11 protein-coding genes are annotated in these 17,160 nt (G+C 68.1%); 6 read left to right on the top strand and 5 right to left on the bottom strand.

Annotation, left to right across the window (positions count from 1 at the left end; all coding sequences use genetic code 11):
* The first annotated feature begins 203 nt into the window (after positions 1-203).
* The 4 genes from ACZ7G3_RS22260 (at position 204) to ACZ7G3_RS22245 (ending at position 2,348) form a co-directional block, all read left to right on the top strand.
* Positions 204-611: a hypothetical protein gene (locus tag ACZ7G3_RS22260; protein ID WP_470927774.1), complete on the top strand. Its 408-nt coding sequence runs from the start codon at positions 204-206 to the stop codon at positions 609-611.
* A gap of 393 nt (positions 612-1,004) precedes the next feature.
* Complete coding sequence (locus ACZ7G3_RS22255) at positions 1,005-1,865, top strand: helix-turn-helix domain-containing protein (protein ID WP_470927772.1); 861 nt, start codon at positions 1,005-1,007, stop codon at positions 1,863-1,865.
* Positions 1,862-2,047: a DUF397 domain-containing protein gene (locus ACZ7G3_RS22250; protein ID WP_470927770.1), complete on the top strand. Its 186-nt coding sequence runs from the start codon at positions 1,862-1,864 to the stop codon at positions 2,045-2,047. The genes ACZ7G3_RS22255 and ACZ7G3_RS22250 overlap by 4 nt, the downstream gene beginning before the upstream one ends.
* Before the next feature lies 1 nt (position 2,048).
* Complete coding sequence (locus ACZ7G3_RS22245) at positions 2,049-2,348, top strand: NIPSNAP family protein (protein WP_470927768.1); 300 nt, start codon at positions 2,049-2,051, stop codon at positions 2,346-2,348.
* 1 nt (position 2,349) lies between these two features.
* Here ACZ7G3_RS22245 and ACZ7G3_RS22240 read toward each other — a convergent pair whose 3' ends face one another.
* Positions 2,350-5,913, bottom strand: coding sequence for an nSTAND1 domain-containing NTPase (locus ACZ7G3_RS22240; protein WP_470927766.1), 3,564 nt, complete (start codon positions 5,911-5,913; stop codon positions 2,350-2,352).
* 255 nt (positions 5,914-6,168) lie between these two features.
* Positions 6,169-7,617 carry a hypothetical protein gene (locus tag ACZ7G3_RS22235; protein WP_470927764.1) on the bottom strand — a complete coding sequence of 483 codons (1,449 nt, stop codon included), beginning with the start codon at positions 7,615-7,617 and terminating at the stop codon, positions 6,169-6,171.
* A 231-nt stretch (positions 7,618-7,848) separates the two neighbouring features.
* On the opposite strand from ACZ7G3_RS22235, the gene ACZ7G3_RS22230 reads away from it, so the two are divergent.
* Positions 7,849-8,709, top strand: a complete 861-nt coding sequence (locus ACZ7G3_RS22230; RefSeq protein ID WP_470927762.1) for a helix-turn-helix domain-containing protein — start codon at positions 7,849-7,851, stop codon at positions 8,707-8,709.
* Entirely contained in the window at positions 8,706-8,891 is a 186-nt protein-coding gene (locus ACZ7G3_RS22225) for a DUF397 domain-containing protein (RefSeq protein WP_309316734.1), read from the top strand. The genes ACZ7G3_RS22230 and ACZ7G3_RS22225 overlap by 4 nt, the downstream gene beginning before the upstream one ends.
* Positions 8,892-8,942: 51 nt before the next feature.
* On the opposite strand, the gene ACZ7G3_RS22220 is transcribed toward ACZ7G3_RS22225, so the two are convergent.
* From ACZ7G3_RS22220 to ACZ7G3_RS22210, 3 genes are all read right to left on the bottom strand, one after another.
* Positions 8,943-10,070: an EcsC family protein gene (locus tag ACZ7G3_RS22220; RefSeq protein ID WP_470927760.1), complete on the bottom strand. Its 1,128-nt coding sequence runs from the start codon at positions 10,068-10,070 to the stop codon at positions 8,943-8,945.
* Positions 10,071-10,114: 44 nt separating this feature from the next.
* Positions 10,115-13,294 (bottom strand): Eco57I restriction-modification methylase domain-containing protein, encoded by a 3,180-nt coding sequence (locus ACZ7G3_RS22215; protein WP_470927758.1) that lies wholly within the window; start codon positions 13,292-13,294, stop codon positions 10,115-10,117.
* A gap of 883 nt (positions 13,295-14,177) precedes the next feature.
* A complete protein-coding gene (locus ACZ7G3_RS22210; protein WP_470927756.1) occupies positions 14,178-17,126 on the bottom strand; it encodes a helicase-related protein in 2,949 nt (982 codons plus the stop codon).
* Positions 17,127-17,160: the final 34 nt, after the last annotated feature.

Genomic DNA, 17,160 nt, shown 5'->3' with positions numbered 1-17,160 from the left:
CTGAGGGGTCTTCCGTCTGTATCTTCCCGCCTCCTTTCCCCTTCCCCAGCCGCCGCCGCGCCCCCCCCCCCCCCCCCCCCCCCCCCCCCCAGTCCGGCTCGGGAAGGACGAGGCCGGCGGTGACTTCACCTGACGGTGCTCATCAACGATCACTTCGAAGGGCGTTGTCCGGTGGGTCGACAGACCCAGGTGATACTCGTCCTGTGGACTGGTGGGAGCGAGCTCGGGCGGCGGAACAGCTTCAGGACTGGGACGAGGCGATCACGCTGGTGAGCGCCCACGCCGAGTGCTTCTCCGACGATTCAGACATGCACGGCAACCATCTGTGGCACATGGACCTGCTGGCCCGAGCGGAACGGATTCCGGAACTCACGGAGCGTGCTCTCACGGATCTCCACGCGCGTCGGGCCCTGAACAGGTCGCTTCGAGACCGGGGTAGGGAGTCGGCGCTGCGTGAGCGCGCCGAAGACGGTGACCGTGGTGCCCTGTACGTCCTTGTGCGACTGATGTGCGAGACGGGTCGGGTGCGAGAGGCCCAGAAGGTGGTCCAGGACATCGGCCCGGAGGACCGGTACGCACACCAGATCGTGGCCGGGAGCTGCCGGTCGTAGGCGTCCGGCTCCGGCTTCCTGGTGAACGGCCTGCTCGGACACCAGGACGGTGCGTACGACGACGCGGTGGTCGCGACATGCGCCGTGTGTACGATCCCGCCCTCGTGCCTGTGGCAACTCCGTGACGGAGGCAGCATCACGACGACGGTCAGCGGTTGGATGCTGGGCTCGGATCCGAGGCTGGACGCGGTGTGTCATTGCGCGTTGGTGTCGTCGAAGTGCCTCCTGGTCTCAGGGATGCAGCTCTGGTGTGAGGGCCTGGACGGGCTGCGTCCCCGTACGGTGCGTCCCCGTACGGGGACGACGGGTGGGTTGTACGAGTGTCCTTCTGGCTGCTCCGGACGTTCTCCATCAGAGCTACCTGGTGTGCGCGGACCTGGAGGTGGGCCTCGGATGACGACCGACCATGTTGAGCCGGCGGTGCCGGGCGGGGAGTGCGAGCGGGAACCGGACCCGTCGGACAGCCTGCGGACGTTCGGGGCGGTGGTCCAGGCGCTGCGGGAGCACGCGGGGCTGAGCCGGGTGCAGTTCGGGGAGCTGGTCCGGTTCTCCAAGCACACGGTGGAGTCGGTGGAGTTGGGGCGGCGGATGCCGGACGCGTCCTTCGTGGAGCGGGCGGAGGAGGCGCTGGGGAACACGGGGGCGTTGCGGCACTCGGCGCGGTTTCTTACGCGGGGGGAGGCGGGGCTGGCGGCTTGGTTCCGGCAGTGGGCGAGGCTGGAGCGGGTGGCGGTGAGCCTCGGTACCTATGAGTGCCGGTTGGTGCCGGGGCTGTTGCAGTCGGAGGGGTATGCGCGGGCGGCCTTCGAAACCCGCATTCCACCCCTGTCCGACGAACAGATGGAGGCGCAGGTGGCAGCTCGGATGGAACGGCAGGGCCTCATCCGGGAACTGCCCAACACCAGCTTCAGCTTCGTGATGGAGGAGTGCATCGTGCAGCGCCCTCTGGGAGGTGAGCACGTGCTGCGCGGCCAGTTGGACCACATCTTGGGTCTCGCCAGGCTCCGCAACGTGTCCGTGCAGGTCATGCCCACCCGCACTGTGTCTCACGCGGGTCTGGACGGCCCCCTGGCATTGCTGGAGACTCCGGACGGGAGGTCCTTGGCGTACTCCGAAGGGCAGGAGAGCGGCCGATTGATCGCTGATCCGAAGCAGGCTGCCGTGCTCCACCGGAGGTATGCGACACTCCGCGCACAGGCCCTCACCCCTCACGACTCCGTGGGCCTGCTGGAGCGGATCAGAGGAGAACTATGAGCGGCACGCAACTGACCTGGTTCAAGTCCAGTTACAGCGGCACGGCTGGTGACAACTGCGTCGAGGTTGCCGTCACTGAACAGACCGTCCACGTACGGGACTCCAAGGATGTGATGCGTCAGCCATTCACCGTGAGCCGGAACGGCTGGTCGCAGTTCGTCGCTTTCCTCGGGGACAACTGATATGCCCAGGACCACGCAGCTGCGTACGTACACCGTTCGTGAAGGGCTGCTCGACGAGTGGGTGGAGCGGTGGCGCAACGACATCGTGCCGCTGCGGCTGAAGCTGGGCTTCGAGATCGGCGGGGCCTGGGCGGACCGGGAACGCAACCAGTTCGTCTGGCTGATCTCCTACGAGGGACCGGAGACCTTCGCGGAGCGCAACGCGATGTACTGGGCGTCGCCCGAGCGCGAGGCGATGGGTCTCGCCCCGGACGACTACCTCCTGCACACCGACGACCGCACGGTCGAGCAGCGTTACTGATTCAGGCGGGGTCCGGCGGCAGCAGGTGCTGCCGCCGTTCCTCCGCGTCCAGCGTGCGGAACACCCGCCCGCGCGCCCGCGCCTCCAACTGGTCGTAGTCGGGGTCCGCCGGCCACACCCGCGTGGTGCCGTCGGCGGACGCGGTGAGCAGCCGCGTACCGTCCCCGGACCACGCCACCGACATCACCTTGTCCCGGTGGACGCCGACGACGGCGAGTTCCTCGAACGTGGTGGCGGACCAGAGCCGCACCGTCCGGTCGTCCGAACCGGTCGCGACACGGCGGCCGTCTGGTGACCAGGCGACGGCCCGGACCCGTCCCTCATGTCCCTTCAGCACGTCGATGCGCCGACCGGTCACCGCGTCCCACACGGCGGCCGTCCAGTCACCGGAGGCCGTGGCCACCCGCGCCTCGTCCGGGGACCAGGCCGCGTCCTCCACGTAGTTGCCGTGTCCGCGCAGCACGGTCAGCTGGGTGCCGTCGGCGGTGTCCCACAGACGGCAGGTGCGGTCGTCGGAGCAACTGGCCAGCCTCCGCCCGCTCGGTGACCACGCCACGCGTCCCACCCAGTCCTGGTGCCCGGTCAGCTTCCGCAGCTCGGTGCCGTCGACGGCGGACACGAGGCGCACGGTGCCGTCGTGGCCGCCGGTCGCGATCCGCCGGGCGTCGGGGGACCACGAGCAGCCCTCGACGGGTTCACCGCGCAGGTCGAACACCGTGCCGCCGGAGCCGTCCACCACACGCACCAGTCCGTCCGCGGTGCTGAGGGCGAGACGGTCGCCGTGCGGCGCCCACGCCACACTCCACACCCGCTCGCCCGGCACCGTCACCGGCCCGGCGGGTGCGCCGGAGTCCGCGTTCCAGATCCGTGCCGTCCCGTCGTCCGAGGCGGTGGCGAGGCGGGTTCCGTCGCCGGACCACACCGCCTGGTTCACCGGCCCGTCGTGCTCCTGGACCAGAACGGACTCGGCTCCCCGCGGCCGGAGGTCCCACACCCGGCCGCTGCCGTCCGTCGACGCGGTGGCGAGCTGTGTGCCCGACGGCGACCACGCGACGGCCCATACCGTGTCGGTGTGGCCGCGCAGCACCGCGACCTCCTTCGCGTCCTCGGTGCTGACGACGCGCACCGTCCGGTCGGACGACGGGGAGGCGAGCAGCAGGCCGTCCGGTGAGAAGGCCGGGTTCCACACGTAGTCCGTGTGGCCGCGCAGCAGCAGCCGCAAAGCGCCCGTGCGGGCGTCCCAGATCCGGGCGGTGTGATCGCCGGCTCCGGTGGCCAGCGACTCCCCGTCCGGCGACCACGCGACGCCCTCGACGAACTCGGTGTGCCCGGTCAGGGTCGTCGCGGCCGCTCCCGTCGCCGCGTCCCAGACGATCACCGTCCGGTCGTGCGACGCGGTGGCCAGACGCGAGCCGTCCGGCGCCCAGGCCACGCCCCAGACGTCACCCGTGTGGCCGCGCAGTTCGTGCACGAGCCGGCCGCTGTCGGCCTCCCACACCCGGGCCACCTGGTCCTTGAACGTGGCGGCGATCCGCGTCCCGTCCGGCGACCACGCCACCCGCCGACCGATGTCCCCGGCGCCGGCGAGCTGCCGGACCGGTTCACCGGACACGGCGTCCCAGACGCGTACGACCTGGTCGCGCCCGGCGGTTGCCAGCCGTGTCGCGTCGGGGGAGAAGGACACCGACTCGACCATGGCGCCGTCACACGGCAGCACCCGCAGTGAACGCCCCGACTCCGCGTCGTACACGCGGGCCGTCCCGTCCCTGGACGCGGTCGCCAGCAGCCGTCCGTCGGTGGACCAGGCGACGTCCCGGACCGTGTCCGTGTGACCGTCCAGCCGGGTCCGCAGATGACTCGCGGCCAGCGCCGTCATCAGTCCCCGCCGCGCGGCCGGGGTCGGCGCGCACTCGCCGTGCGCGGCCAGGGAGAGCAGCAGCGCCCGCTCCGGTTCGGTCTCCGCACTGGCGAGCACCTGCCGGCCGATGCTCTCCGAGACACGGTTGAGGAAGGCCAGGTCCCGGCGCTGTGAGGCGTCGACGAGCGCACGGGCGGGAGCCGACGCCTGCCCGGCCTCCTCCAATGCGGCCAGCCACCGCTGGGCGACGGTGAGGCGCTCACCGGTGAGGAGGTAGTCCGCACTGCGCCCGGACCGTTCCCAGTCGGCGGCCCACCGCTCCAACTCAGCCCGCTCCCGGAGCCGCTCCGCCCGCGCTTCCGCCTCCTGGCGCAGGGGTGCCCACTGCCGGAACAGCGCCTCGTGCGTCACCTCCGCGCACGCGTCCCGGTGGTCGTCCGCGTTCCCCGCGGTTCCCTCGGCGGCGTAGGACCGGATCAGGCGTGCCTCGATGAAGGCGTCCACCACGTACCGCTCGCGGTCGGTCAGCTCGGACAGCCGCACCGGACGGCGGGCGAGGTCCCGTTCCTCGACGGTGACGAACTTCAGCAGCACCCGCAGCGCGAAGTCGATGCCGCCCGGAGTGCCGAGGGCGGCGACCGTGTTGTCGGCCTGCCGGGCCAGTGCCCCCGCCACGCCTCCGAGTTGCCGGTACGTCTCCTCGGTGATCGTGCCGCCCGGACCGCAGGCGAAGTACAGCTCCTGGAGGAGATAGGCGAGCAGGGGCAGCGCGTCATCCGTACCGGTGTCGTCCACGATGGTCTCGACGAGACCGGGCTCGAACGAGATGCCCACCAGCGCACCCGGTCGCTCCACCACCTGGGCGAGCTGCACCCGGTGCAACGTGCCGATGGCGACGGGGTGTTGCAGGTACGGCGCGTGACCGGTCCCGAGCAGCCGCCCCAGTAGGTCCACCCGGCACGTGGCCAGGACCCGGACGGAGGGTTCCTGCCGCAGACACGCGTGCAGCGCTTCCAGGAACTGGGCCTGTTCCCGCTCACCCGCGAGGGTGACCAGCTCCTCGAACTGGTCGATGACGAGCAGCACCCGCTGGAACTGCCCGGCCCGCAGCCGCGACAACTCGGCCGCCAGGCTCTCCGGCCCCTGCCGCAGCCGCCGCAGCACCGCGTCGGGTGTCTCCCGGCCGTCACCGGCCGCGGCCAGGGACGCGGCCAGCGCGTGCAGGGGGTTCGGCCCCGGTGAGAACGTCGGCACGATCGTCCACCGGCGCCGGCGCAACCGTGGCATGACCCCTGCCCGGACGAGCGACGACTTGCCGCTGCCGGACGCCCCCGTCAGCATCAGGAACCGGTCGGCGGGGCGGGTCGCGGAGGCGTGGAGCCGACGCGTCAGCTCGGCAGCCTGCGCCTCCCGGCCGAAGTAGACGGCCGCCTCGTCCTCGCCGAACGCGTCCAGCCCCGGATACGGGATCCGGTCATGCGGCCACTCCGAGGGTGCGGGCGCCGGGTTCTCCAGCCGGTACACGACGACCTGCCCGACCATCATCGCGACGACCAGCAGCCCGATGGCCGGAACGGACCATTGCTGGATCATCTCCAGCGCCCAGGGCGCGTCGTCCTTGCTGGTGGCGTAGTTGGTGACGATGCCGAGCAGGCAGGCGACCAGCGCCAGCAGGATCTGCAGCACGACTTGGAGGCGCTGCCTCATACGACACCGGCCCCCTGCCGACCGGCTCGATACCTGCGCGGCACTGTCACGCCCCCGTTCCGTTCAGCAGTCAGTGCTCCTTCGTGCACCGGGGTGGTGCCCTACCCGTACATCGGTTGGTGCACGAGGAAGCGTGAGCATCATCTGCGGATGCAAGGGTGGTTTCAAGAACACCTGTGGTTATCAGCCATGCCCCCTCCGTCAGGGGCGCCTGGGGGAGCGGGGCACGGGTGGACGCTGCAACCCCTCCGCAGATCAGAAGCCCGAAGTATCGGGCGACTGCTGCTGTGGGGTCTGTGGGGAGTAGGAGATCACCTTCGGCCTTTTCTTCGCGGTGCGTTGACGGACGCGTACGGACCGGTCACGAGGCGTCTCCTCGCTCGTCTCGACCCCCAGTACGACGCTGTATCCCTCGCGGGCACGCTCCAGACTGAAGTCCCGCAACTGTTCGACGCTCGTTCCCACGGTCCCGACCAGGCCGAGCTTCACCAACTCTGCAAACTCTGAGGCGACGAGATAGCGGCCCACCCTTTCGTAGCTGAAGAGGCGCCCACCCCTACTCCCGAGCGTGCAGTCGTCGTCCAGAAGGACGCGGGCGTAGGAGAGGGGGATGTACATGCCGCGCGCCAACTCGGAGGTGGGGACTGCTCCGTCCCGCCAGTGTGCGAACTTCAGGAAGCACGCGTCCTGTGAGAGGCGCCACTCGTGGGGATGCACAGGCTTCGAGCTGAGTTCTGCAACCCCTTCCAAACGGTCCATCTGGTCCCGGAGTTGCTTGTTCACCCGGTACTCCTTGTCCCGGGAGCCCAGGCGTTTGTACTGGACGAGGACGAAGCTGTGGGTGGGGTGATGGTAGTAGATCATGTCCGTGCCCAGTCGGCTCTCGACCGGAGTGGCATTGACGTTGACGACCTCGAGGCGGCGTCCGGCGGTGTCCTCCAGCACGTGGATGTCACATCGCACGTCATCGAGTCCTGGCCAGTCATCGAAGAAAAGAGGGGCCCCGCTGCCCAGGCCGGCGCGCACATCGTGGTCGATCAGGCTGTTCTCCACCGGGTCCGGGACAAGGCCCGCGAGGTACGGCGCATCCCGTGAGTCGGGGCGTCTCCAGGCAGACAGCGCGGAGTGAGGGAAGTCGGTCACCCGAGTCAGGGACTGGGCGGCGTCCCGCTGCTCCTGCCATGCCCGGTCCGCTGCGTCGTCTACGTCGAAGATGACCGGGTTCAGATTGGCGAGCAGCCACTCGATGTACCGGGCCAACTCGGGGTGGTTCCGAAGGAGCGCTTCTTGGAGCGCCTGCCAGGTTCTTACGCCGATGTGTCCCGCGCTTCCGGTGAGGGCCTGCTCCACGTGTGCTCGGTGCGTCGAGGAAAGGGAGGCGAGGATTCCGCCAGGGCCGTCCAGAGCAACCGGCTCCGGACATCTGCGCATGGGTTCGATGGTGATGCTGCTGTCGACCGGCCCCACGGTGTTGAAGCGCTGTACCGATCCGATCCAGGTGATGAAGCGGCCGTGTTCGGAGAACTCCCTACGGCTGTTGTGGGAGGTATGCGTCCTGTTGTCGCACACCAGCAAGGCTAACCGGGTGCCTGTGTCGGACGTGTCGAGCCCTGTGGGCAGCCCTTTTGTGAAGCGCTCCGTGATGAGCCAGTCGCCTTCGTTCTCGGCCATTTGAAGCGAGGTGAGGGTCACTATGTACGTCACAGGCTGACCTTATCGGCGCCGCCGGCACGTGCAGGGGGTTCGGCCCCGGTGGGAACGTCGGCACAACCGTCCACCGACGCTCACGTAACTGGGGCATCATCCAAGCCAGCGGCCCGTACGGTGCGTCGCCGTACGGGGATGACGGGTGGGTTGTACGAGTGCCCTCTTGGCTGCTCCCGGCGTTTTTCATCAGAGGAACCCGGTGTGCGCGAACCTGGAGGTGGGCCTCGGATGACGACCGACCATGTGGAGCCGGCGGTGCCGGGCGGGGAGTGCGAGCGGGAACCGGACCCGTCGGACAGCCTGCGGACGTTCGGGGCGGTGGTCCAGGCGCTGCGGGAGCACGCGGGGCTGAGCCGGGTGCAGTTCGGGGAGCTGGTCCGGTTCTCCAAGCACACGGTGGAGTCGGTGGAGTTGGGGCGGCGGATGCCGGACGCGTCCTTCGTGGAGCGGGCGGAGGAGGCGCTGGGGAACACAGGGGCGTTGCGGCACTCGGCGCGGTTTCTGACTCGGGGAGACGCGGGGCTGGCGGTCTGGTTTCGGCAGTGGGCCAGGTTGGAGCGTACGGCGGTGAGTCTGTGCACGTATGAGTGTCGGCTGATCCCTGGGCTGTTGCAGTCGGAGGGGTACGTACGAACTCTCTGCGAGAACGAGATTCCACCCTTGTCGGATGATGCTCTGGAAACCACCGTCCAGGTGCGCATGGAGCGTCAGCAACTGCTCCGCGAACGTCCCAACACGACGTTCGACTTCGTCATCGAAGAGGCCGTTCTCATGCGCCGCTTGGGAGGGACGCAAGTCACGGCGGAGCAGCTCGATCTCATCCTTGAGCTCGGCCTTCTGCGCAACGTCACCGTTCAGGTCATGCCTGCGGACAGCGAGCAGCATGCATGCCTTTCGGGGCCTGTACGACTGCTGGAGATGCCGGACGGCCGCTGGCGGGCGTACTCCGAGGGCCAGGAGAACGGCCGTTTGATTGTTGGACCGAAAGAGGTGAGCCGCATCCATATGCGCTATGCAAGACTGCGTTCGCAGGCCCTTTCCCCGAAGGACTCCATGGGCCTGCTGATGCGGATCAGAGGAGCGCTATGAACACGTCCGAGCTCGGTTGGTTCAAGTCCAGCTACAGCAGTGCCCAGGGCGACGACTGTGTAGAGGTCGCCGTCACGGAGCAGGTGGTCCACGTACGAGACTCCAAGGACGTGGTACGACGGCCGTTCGCTGTGGGGCGTGAGGGTTGGGTCCACTTCGTCGGCTTCGCGGCGGGGTCCTGAGATCCGGCATCCCGGCGGTCGCGTGGTGACGCCCACCGCCGGGGCGCCACGTCAACGTAGGTCGGGGCCGCCCTCCTCAACGATCTCGTCGAGCACGCTGATCTTCTCGTCGGCGTCGTCCGAGACGTCCGTGTCGGTGAACGTCACGAATGCCTCCTCGTCGGCGAGGTACGGGTACTTCTCCAGGAGGAACCGGCGTCGGTAAGCCATCTCGGCCGCGTCGACGATCCCCTCCAGCGTCGCCCAGTTCAGGGTGGAGCCGATGACGATGCCGAAGGCGGGTACGGCCTTGCCGAGCCCCTTCTTGGTGAGGCGGCCACTGAACGCCTTCGCGAACTTCTCAGCGACCTTGGTGACGAAGGAGTTGTTGAGGACGTCCCACGTCTTGCCCCGGAAGAGTGCTTGGGTGAGCCTCGAGATGTCGGCCATCGCCGCGTTCTTGGCAGCAGCCGAACTCGCGGTCCCCAAGTTGACGACGGACATGACGAAGAGCTTCTCGGACGGCTCCTCGGGGTCGTATCCGTAGGACAGGGAAACCTGGCCGACAGCCCGGGACGAGAGTCCGAGTACGAATGCCGCATCGGCAGTCACTGCGCCCGCGATCGCACCGAGCGAAGGAGCCGCCGCGGCACCGGCGGAGGCGGTGATGGTGAGCTGCCCTCCGGTGATCGCAAGCCCCGCACCTGCCCCCGACAGCGCCGCCGCGGCGGGATAGTACCAGCTCGCTCCCCGACCGCGCACCTCCTCGACCAGTTCGAGGTCGAGTTGGCGTACGTCGGAGAGCGAGGTGATGTCGTGCCCGCGCTTGTTGTGGAGCGCCACCACTCGCTTCGGAGAGAGTCCCGCTCGCGAGAGCTTCCCCACTGTCTTCCGAACGGACTGCACGGCCGTGCCGCCCCACTCCGGCATGTTCTCGGCGGCGTTACGTGCCTTCGCGCCGGCCTTGGACGCGCCCTTGGCGACGAACTCCTGTCCCCGTGACACGGCCGACGCGGCGCGCGGGTGCTTCTCCAACTGCTTCGCCGCGTGCTTGCCGAGTTGCGTGACGCCGTTGGCCACGTGCTCGCCGGCGTTCTGTATCGCCTGTGACAGTGGGCGGCCCTTGAATCGCTGGATGGAGTCCCATACCTCGAGTTCGTACTTCGAGGGCATCGGACTGGGCTGCTGCGGGTTGCTCATGGTCCCCCCTGGGACGTCGATGGTGGTGCGCCGGTGGTGTGTGGTCAGGCGGGGTGGCGGGGGCCGTGTCCCGGGGGCGGGGTGAGGGTGGAGGTGTAGTTCTCGCCGTCCACCAAGGGGTCGTCGAGGGTGAGGCCGGCCCGAGCCATGCGGTCGTACTCGGCGAGGATTAGGTTCCTGGTGTGGTAGGTGCCGTACTTGGCCTCGTCCTTCCGACGGACGATGGGGAAGGTATCCAGGATGTATTCGACGTTGTCTCGAGATACACCATAGATGTGAAAGAAGAAGGCATCGAGTTCGGCGCGGATTGCACGACGGCGGGCCTCGTCCCAACGGAAGGGACTCGGGTCAATTTCACCTAGACTTTTGGCGAACGGCGTCAAATCTGTTGCGGTATAGATTAGTTCGAGTATGCGGGGAGTGACGAACGAAGCGTGTCGTTGCGCCGTTTCTGGAGATGGGACAGGAAGCTGTTTGAGGACGGTAAGTGTGAGATGAAGTCCGTTCAACTTCTGTCGACATGTGAAGTCGAACACAAATGATGCCTGTGCGGCATAGAGGACGGCTACTTCGTTGGTGTCACGTGATGGAAGTGCGAGAGGAAGAGTGTGGGCTACCGCAACACGAGGAATCAGAGAGGGGATCGCGGTGCGCTCATTTGTTGCGCTTGTGACATCGCAGTAGCCTACCAGCCAACCTTGATGCCAGTTCATTGCATCGAGCTTTCTGAGTACCTCAGTCTCTGTAACCCAATTCATGGGCTGTGCGAAGCGAGAGGGGTTATCGTGCTCGCTCGCGGTAAGGTATCGCGGTTGATTCTGACGTTTGGTGGCGGAGTCACTCTTTATTACATCTGAAGCGCGATGGTCAAAATAGTCCACCATCTTCGCCTCGTATAGTGGGAGCAGTTTTTCCGCTCCTCGCTGGTAAATGTTTCCATGGAGGGTCCAGCCGTCGGTCTCGAGTTCTTCTTTGGATTTGAAATGGTGTGAGTCATGCGACATATTGAAGAGTCCCTGAGCTGATGTAATGTTCCAGGGGTTTCCATCAACTCCTCCATCGCGGAACAGTACGTCGAGTTGATCATAGATTTTGAGAGTGATTTCTGCGTCGTGTCGTGAGCGGAAAATTGGGAAGGTGCCTGTATTTGGGTTGAGTAGTGCGATCTCTTCTGGCGTTAGAGTGAACCTTTTGTTCGCGTCGTCGAGTTCAGCCGGGTCATGCAGGAAGAACGCGAATTGAGCCGCCGGTTCGCGCAGAGAGCTTCCTGTCAGGGATAGAATGCTGAACTTCATTCGTGAGTCTACAGCGGGGAAGAGGCCGGCACGGTTCTCGAAGTCGTACAGAGCCGCAATAGCTCCACTCCGTGCTAGATCTCCGGAGAAGTGCTGAGTCCGTGCGTCTGTGGCAATTCCCGTTGGGACGATCAATCCTGCCCGCCCCTTTGCATCGAGCAGGATACGGTCAGTCTCAGAGAAGACGGCGTACGTGTTGAGGTTGCCCTTGCCTGTTAGTGGAAAGCGGTTGGAGTGCCGGAGGAAGTGGCTAGTGGCGTGACTGGCCCGGTTGGCCTCCTCGAATTCTTGAAGGAAATGCTGGGTGTCCGGGTTTTCGCGGAGTGCAGTGATCATTTTGCGGCGATTGGCAGCGGTTGCTGCGGCAGCGACTGACGGGATGCGCGTGGCGAAAAACTCTTGTTCCTTGAGTTCCACACTGTCCCACGGTGGATTCCCCACCACGCAGTCGAAGCCCCCGGCCCACCCGGTAGCCGACGAAACGCCTCGCCCGTCCTCCGGTACCGAGAACACCTCGGGGAACTCCAGGTGCCAATGAAAGAAGGAGAAATGCTTCCGTAGCTGCCTGATCTCGGCCTTAGTCTCCGTCGGTACTTCCTGACCGTTCGGATCCTCGAATGCCTTGAACACGGCGTGTGTCACTGGACGTGGCGCTTCTGGCGTCTTCAGCCACACGAACGCCGCGCACCATGAGTCGGCAACGAGCTTGGCGCGCTGGTAGTCGGAGGAAGTCGTCCACTTGTCGTACGCGTCCTCCTGACGGCGTACGTCAGTCAACTCCTCGGCCTGAATGAGCGTGATGGATCGCAGACTGCTTGCGAAAGCCGTGTTCGCGACCTTGACCATCTCCCCGCCCAGATCGAACAGGCTGCCCTGGCCGACCCGTTCCTGCTGGTTGATCTTCTCCAGGGCCTTCGCGTGTTTCTTATCGTCACCCTCTGTAGCGATGAACGCCTCGTCGGGGATGCCGCCCTGGAGGAGCTTGGGCGTAGCGCCGATCAAGCCGTTGCCCTGCTTTACGTGGGCGTCCAGGAAGCTCAGCGGCCTACCGGGCTCCAGAGCCTCCAGCCACAGCGAGACCTTCGCCAGGTCCACAGCCATCGGGTTGAGGTCCACGCCGTAGATGCAGTGGGCCACGACCTCGTGCAGTGCATGGCGGACCGCGTTCAACGTCGGCTCGGGGTTGCGCTCCCGTACCGCCGCGACCCGCTTGGCGATACGGCGGGCCGCCGCCACGAGGAAGTGTCCGGAACCACACGCAGGGTCGCAGACCGTCAACGACAGCAGCTCATTCACGATCACGTCCGACGGGTCGGCCGCACCCGACTGCGCGGCTGCTTCCTCGCCGCGCTTCATGGCGTCCTCTATCACCGGGTCCAAGCTGGAGTTCAGCAAGCACTCGATGAGCGATGACGGAGTGTAGTAACTACCCGTTGTTTTCCGGGTGTTGCCCGCCACCTCGATCAGCGTGAACGTCCGCTCGGCCGCGCTGTACTTCGGCTCCAGCTCCAGCAGGGACTCGTACACCGACCCCAGCTCCTCGGCGTCGAGGTGCCGGTAGTCCACCGCCCGCCAGCGGCCCGAGCTGCCGTCCCGTACCTGAGACAGGTGGCGTACGGCCGTCAGCAGCGCCTCGTTGGAGAGTTTCAAGCCATGCAGCGGGGCGTCCGTGTCCGTGTCGTTGAACAGGCCGCCGAGGCCGGGGAGACCCAGTTCGGGGCGGCCCTTCTCCTCGCCGAGGGCCGTCAGGACGATGAGCAGGGCCTCGTACAGGTCCCCGTGCGCCGTACCCCGCCGCTTCCTGGCATGGGCCCGCAGTCGGGCTGACGAGAAGTACGTCTCGTACCGCTCGCGTGCGATCCCGTCTGCGCCCGGCGACAGCAGCGCGTCGCGGTCCTCCGCCACGAAGACGAACAGGAGTCGGTACACCAGGCGCAGCAGCGCCTTCTGCAAGGGCTTCGGGCGGACGTCCTCGCGGAGTGAGCCGTTCTCCGGGTGCCGCAGGAAGCCCGTTCCCAGCGCCGTGATCGCCTCCTGGACGCCCTTTCGCAGCTGGTCCAGCGCCCGCGTACCGCTTGCGATCGCTCCGTGCGCCACTTCTCCAGCCAGCACGAAGACGGCGCCGCCCCCTCCGCCACCTCGAACCGCGACACGTGCAGCAGCCGGTACAGCAGCACGAACTCGCTGAACAGCTCGCCGTCGAAGATCGCCTCCAGATCGAACTCGACGTACGACGCCGTGGCCAGGGCGCTGGAGTCGCGCAGCAGCCGTACCTGGCGGCCGTTCGTCAGGACGCCCCACAGGTGGGCCTCCGTCCGGTTCAGGCACTCCTGGAGCATCGACTGGGGCGGGACCGTGCCCGCGCCGCCGGGGCGCTTGTCCAGCTCGGCGTTCCATGCCGTCTGGTGGATGAGGGCGTGGCCCGAGCGGTGGGAGACCGGGAACGTCTTCTCGGTGTCCGAGTCGGCCGTGATGCCCGCCGGGCCGACCGCCGTCAGCCGGCCGAAGCCCAGCTCCCGCCAGAGCGGCGCGAGCCAGTCGGTGTCGGCGCGGCCGGTCGGGTCGGTGGCGGGGACGCCCGTCTCCGCGTTCTCGGGCAGGTGCTTGCGCAGGTCGCGCCAGAGGGGCTTCAGGTACTCCCAGCTGCGCTCGGCCTCGTCCCGGACCGAACGCGACGACGGCATGCCGTAGTCGGCGGGCTTGGAGCCGGGGACGTCCTTGCCCTCGGAGATGCGGACCAGCATGTCGGCCGGCAGCAGGCCGCCGACGGTGTGGACGGCGGTGAACACCTGGTTGCGAGTGGTGGCGGACATCAGGCGGACACTCCAGCGGGGACAGAGGCGGTCGCGGGCAGGTAGACGTAGGTGCCGAGGATGTCGGCGGGCTTCTGGGCCGTGACCGACAGGCCCCGGACGATCTCGCCGGAGGCGGTCCGCACCCGGCGGTGGGAGGCGTCCAGCTCGGCGGCCAGTTCGTCGCCGTACGACTCCAAGTGGGCCGTCACCTCCCCCAACTCACCGAGAATGCGCTTCATCGTCCGTTCCCCGGACGCCGCCGCCGTGTTCTCCGCGGCCCGCGCGTCCAGCAGGTCCACCGCCCGCTCCGGCGGCAGCCACACCGCGTTCCTCGGCGCGCCCTCGAAGGCCAGCAGGCGGGCGTCCTCGGCCACCACCTGCTTCTCGCCGTTCCGCGACGGCAGCGTCAGGTGGAAGCGGTAGCGGACCAGCAGCAGCGTCGTACGGGTCGTCACCGCGTCCGTCGTCACCACGCCGCAGCGGCGGGCCGGGCGGGCGCCGTCCGCCTGGGTGTCCAGGGCCGCGTTCAGTACGTGGGAGGCCAGCGCGCCCACCACCGGGTCCGTCCGGACCAGCGCCGCCTCGCCCCGCGCCACCGCCGGCGTCGTACGGAAGGGGATGGGACGGTCTCCCTCCACCGTCTCCGCGCCCACGACCGGGGCCAGTGCGTCCCGCAGGCCCACCGGCGTGCCCCCGACCTGGGCCGTGAAGTCCGCGGCGGAGTCGCCGGAATCGCGCAGCACCGCGCCCAGCGCGTTCAGCGACTCCCGTACGAACGTGTCGATCTCGCCCGCGCCGCCCAGCGCCTCCCGGACGGCGGCGACCTCGCGGGCCACCTCCTCCGGGTGGATCGAGCGCTGCGCGAACCGGGACCGGGACGCCTTCTCCCGGTCGGCGGCCGAGTTCCAGTCCTTGTCCAGGTCCGCGAAGCTCTGCTGGAAGGAGTCCGACTCGAAGAGTGCCTCCTGCTCGCCCTGCCGGCCGCGCAGCAGCAGCCACTCCACGATCGCGTCCGTCACGCCGGTCGACATCTCGTCGGGGACGGAGACCGAGATGCCGAGGTCCTTCTTGATCTGGCGGTGCTTCTTGATCAGCACCTCCAGGACCTTGCCGTCGATGCCGTTGTCCTCGCCGTACAGCGTGATGACGCGGACCTCGTCGCGCTTCTGGCCGTAGCGGTCCACGCGGCCCTCGCGCTGGTCGTGACGGGTCGGGTTCCAGGCCAGGTCGTAGTGGAGGACGGCGTCGAAGTGGTGCTGGAGGTTCACGCCCTCCGACAGGCAGTCGGTGGCGATCAGGACGCGGCGGGCGGCGGCGTCCTCGCCGGCCTCCGCCGCCAACTCCTCGATACGTTGGATGCGCTGCTGCGGGGAGAGGGTGCCGGTGACCGCCTTGACGACCGTCTTCGCGCCGAGCGGGCCGCGCTTCTTCGTCTCCGGGTCGTTGGCGAGCTGCTCGGCCAGGTACTCGGCGGTCGGGATGTAGCGGCAGAAGACGATGGGGTTGTGGCCGTCCGCCAGGAGGGCCTTGAGGTGCTTGATGAGCGCCTTCAGTTTCAGGTCCCGCGCCGGGTCCTCCAGCGCCTCCGCGCGGGCGGCGAGTTCGGCCAGGCGCGAGCCCGCGTTCTCCTCCGTCTCCGCTCCCGGGGCCACGTCCATGCCCTCCAGCGCGTCACTGTCCGCCGAGTCGCTGGTCAGCGGGGCGCCCAGGCGGTCCGCCTCCTCCGCCGACGCGGCCACGGCCGCGGCGGAACGGGTCCGCAGGGTCTGTGCCGCCGCCCTCGGCGACGACACCAGCGAGCGGAGCAGCGCGATCGCCGACCACCAGGCGATACGGGCCTCCCGCCGGCCCTGGCCGCCCGCCTCCTCCACGCGCTCACTCGCGTACGCGATCGCGTCGTCCAGCAGCGCCCGGTACTCGGGGGAGAGCTTGTACGTCTCGTCCTTGAAGTAGCGGTCGGACGGGAACGCCGTGCGCTCGGCGAGCGAGTCGTCGGCCAGACCGTCCTCCTTGGTGAGGTACTGGCGTACGTCCGCCCGCTTGCGGGCCACGAAGTGCTGGGAGAGCAGCTTGCGGCCGGACTGCGAGTCCAGGTCGACGTGGGCGAGGTCCGGCCTGACCAGGCCCAGCAGGTTCCGGAACGCCGACTCCTTGCCGCTGTGCGGGGTCGCCGTCACCAGGAGCAGGTGCCGCTCCGTGTCCTCGGCGACGCGGCGCAGCAGCTCGTAGCGCAGCTGGTTCTGCGTGCTCGCCTTCGTGTCGTCGGCGGCCACGCACGTGTGCGCCTCGTCGACGATCACCAGGTCGGGGCAGTGGCGTACGAAGTCGTCGCGGTGGCGGGTGGACTTGATGAAGTCCGTCGACACGATCACGTGCGGGTACCTGTCGAACAGAGACTGGCCCAGGTCCAGGCCGCGCTCCAGGCGGGAGACCGTCGACGACAGGACCAGCTCCGCGTCGATGCCGAACTTCGTGCGCAGCTCCTGCTGCCACTGCTCGGCCAGCGCGGGGGAGCAGAGGACCGCCAGGCCGGTCGCCTCGCCCTGGGCGAGCAGCTCGCTCGCGATCAGGCCCGCCTCGACGGTTTTGCCGATGCCGACGTCGTCGGAGATCAGCATGCGGACCGTCTTCTGCCGCAGGGCCATCAGCAGCGGGACGAGCTGGTACGCGCGCGGCTCCACCGCGATCCCCGCCAGGGAGCGGAACGGGCCCGCGCCCGAGCGGAAGCCGACGCGCAGCGCGGTGCGCAGCAGACCGGCCGCCCGCTGGTCGCCGAGGTCGCCGGGGACCGGCGGCGCGAACTCGGCGCCCTTCACCGTCTCGAAGGCCGGGAACACCGCCGCGATGTCGTCGTCCGAGCCGCCCAGCGGGCGCAGCACCAGCAGGTCGGGCTCGCTCTCCGGGAGCACGACCCATTCCCGGCCGCGTGCGGTGACCAGGGAGCCTGCGGAGTACGTGAGTGCCATGTCAGTCGTCAGATCCTCGGAAGGTGGCGGAGCG

It is taken from the genome of Streptomyces sp. NPDC037271 (assembly GCF_055603605.1).
Note: the sequence above shows the minus strand (reverse complement) of the source record. Positions and strands in the feature narration are given on the sequence as shown.

Excerpts from the sequence above, each read along its gene's own strand:
- ACZ7G3_RS22255 (WP_470927772.1), top strand. The coding sequence starts at position 1,005 with ATGACGACCGACCATGTTGAGCCGGCGGTGCCGGGCGGGGAGTGCGAG.
- ACZ7G3_RS22250 (WP_470927770.1), top strand. The coding sequence starts at position 1,862 with ATGAGCGGCACGCAACTGACCTGGTTCAAGTCCAGTTACAGCGGCACG.
- ACZ7G3_RS22245 (WP_470927768.1), top strand. The coding sequence starts at position 2,049 with ATGCCCAGGACCACGCAGCTGCGTACGTACACCGTTCGTGAAGGGCTG.
- ACZ7G3_RS22240 (WP_470927766.1), bottom strand. The coding sequence starts at position 5,913 with ATGAGGCAGCGCCTCCAAGTCGTGCTGCAGATCCTGCTGGCGCTGGTC.
- ACZ7G3_RS22230 (WP_470927762.1), top strand. The coding sequence starts at position 7,849 with ATGACGACCGACCATGTGGAGCCGGCGGTGCCGGGCGGGGAGTGCGAG.
- ACZ7G3_RS22225 (WP_309316734.1), top strand. The coding sequence starts at position 8,706 with ATGAACACGTCCGAGCTCGGTTGGTTCAAGTCCAGCTACAGCAGTGCC.
- ACZ7G3_RS22220 (WP_470927760.1), bottom strand. The coding sequence starts at position 10,070 with ATGAGCAACCCGCAGCAGCCCAGTCCGATGCCCTCGAAGTACGAACTC.
- ACZ7G3_RS22210 (WP_470927756.1), bottom strand. The coding sequence starts at position 17,126 with ATGGCACTCACGTACTCCGCAGGCTCCCTGGTCACCGCACGCGGCCGG.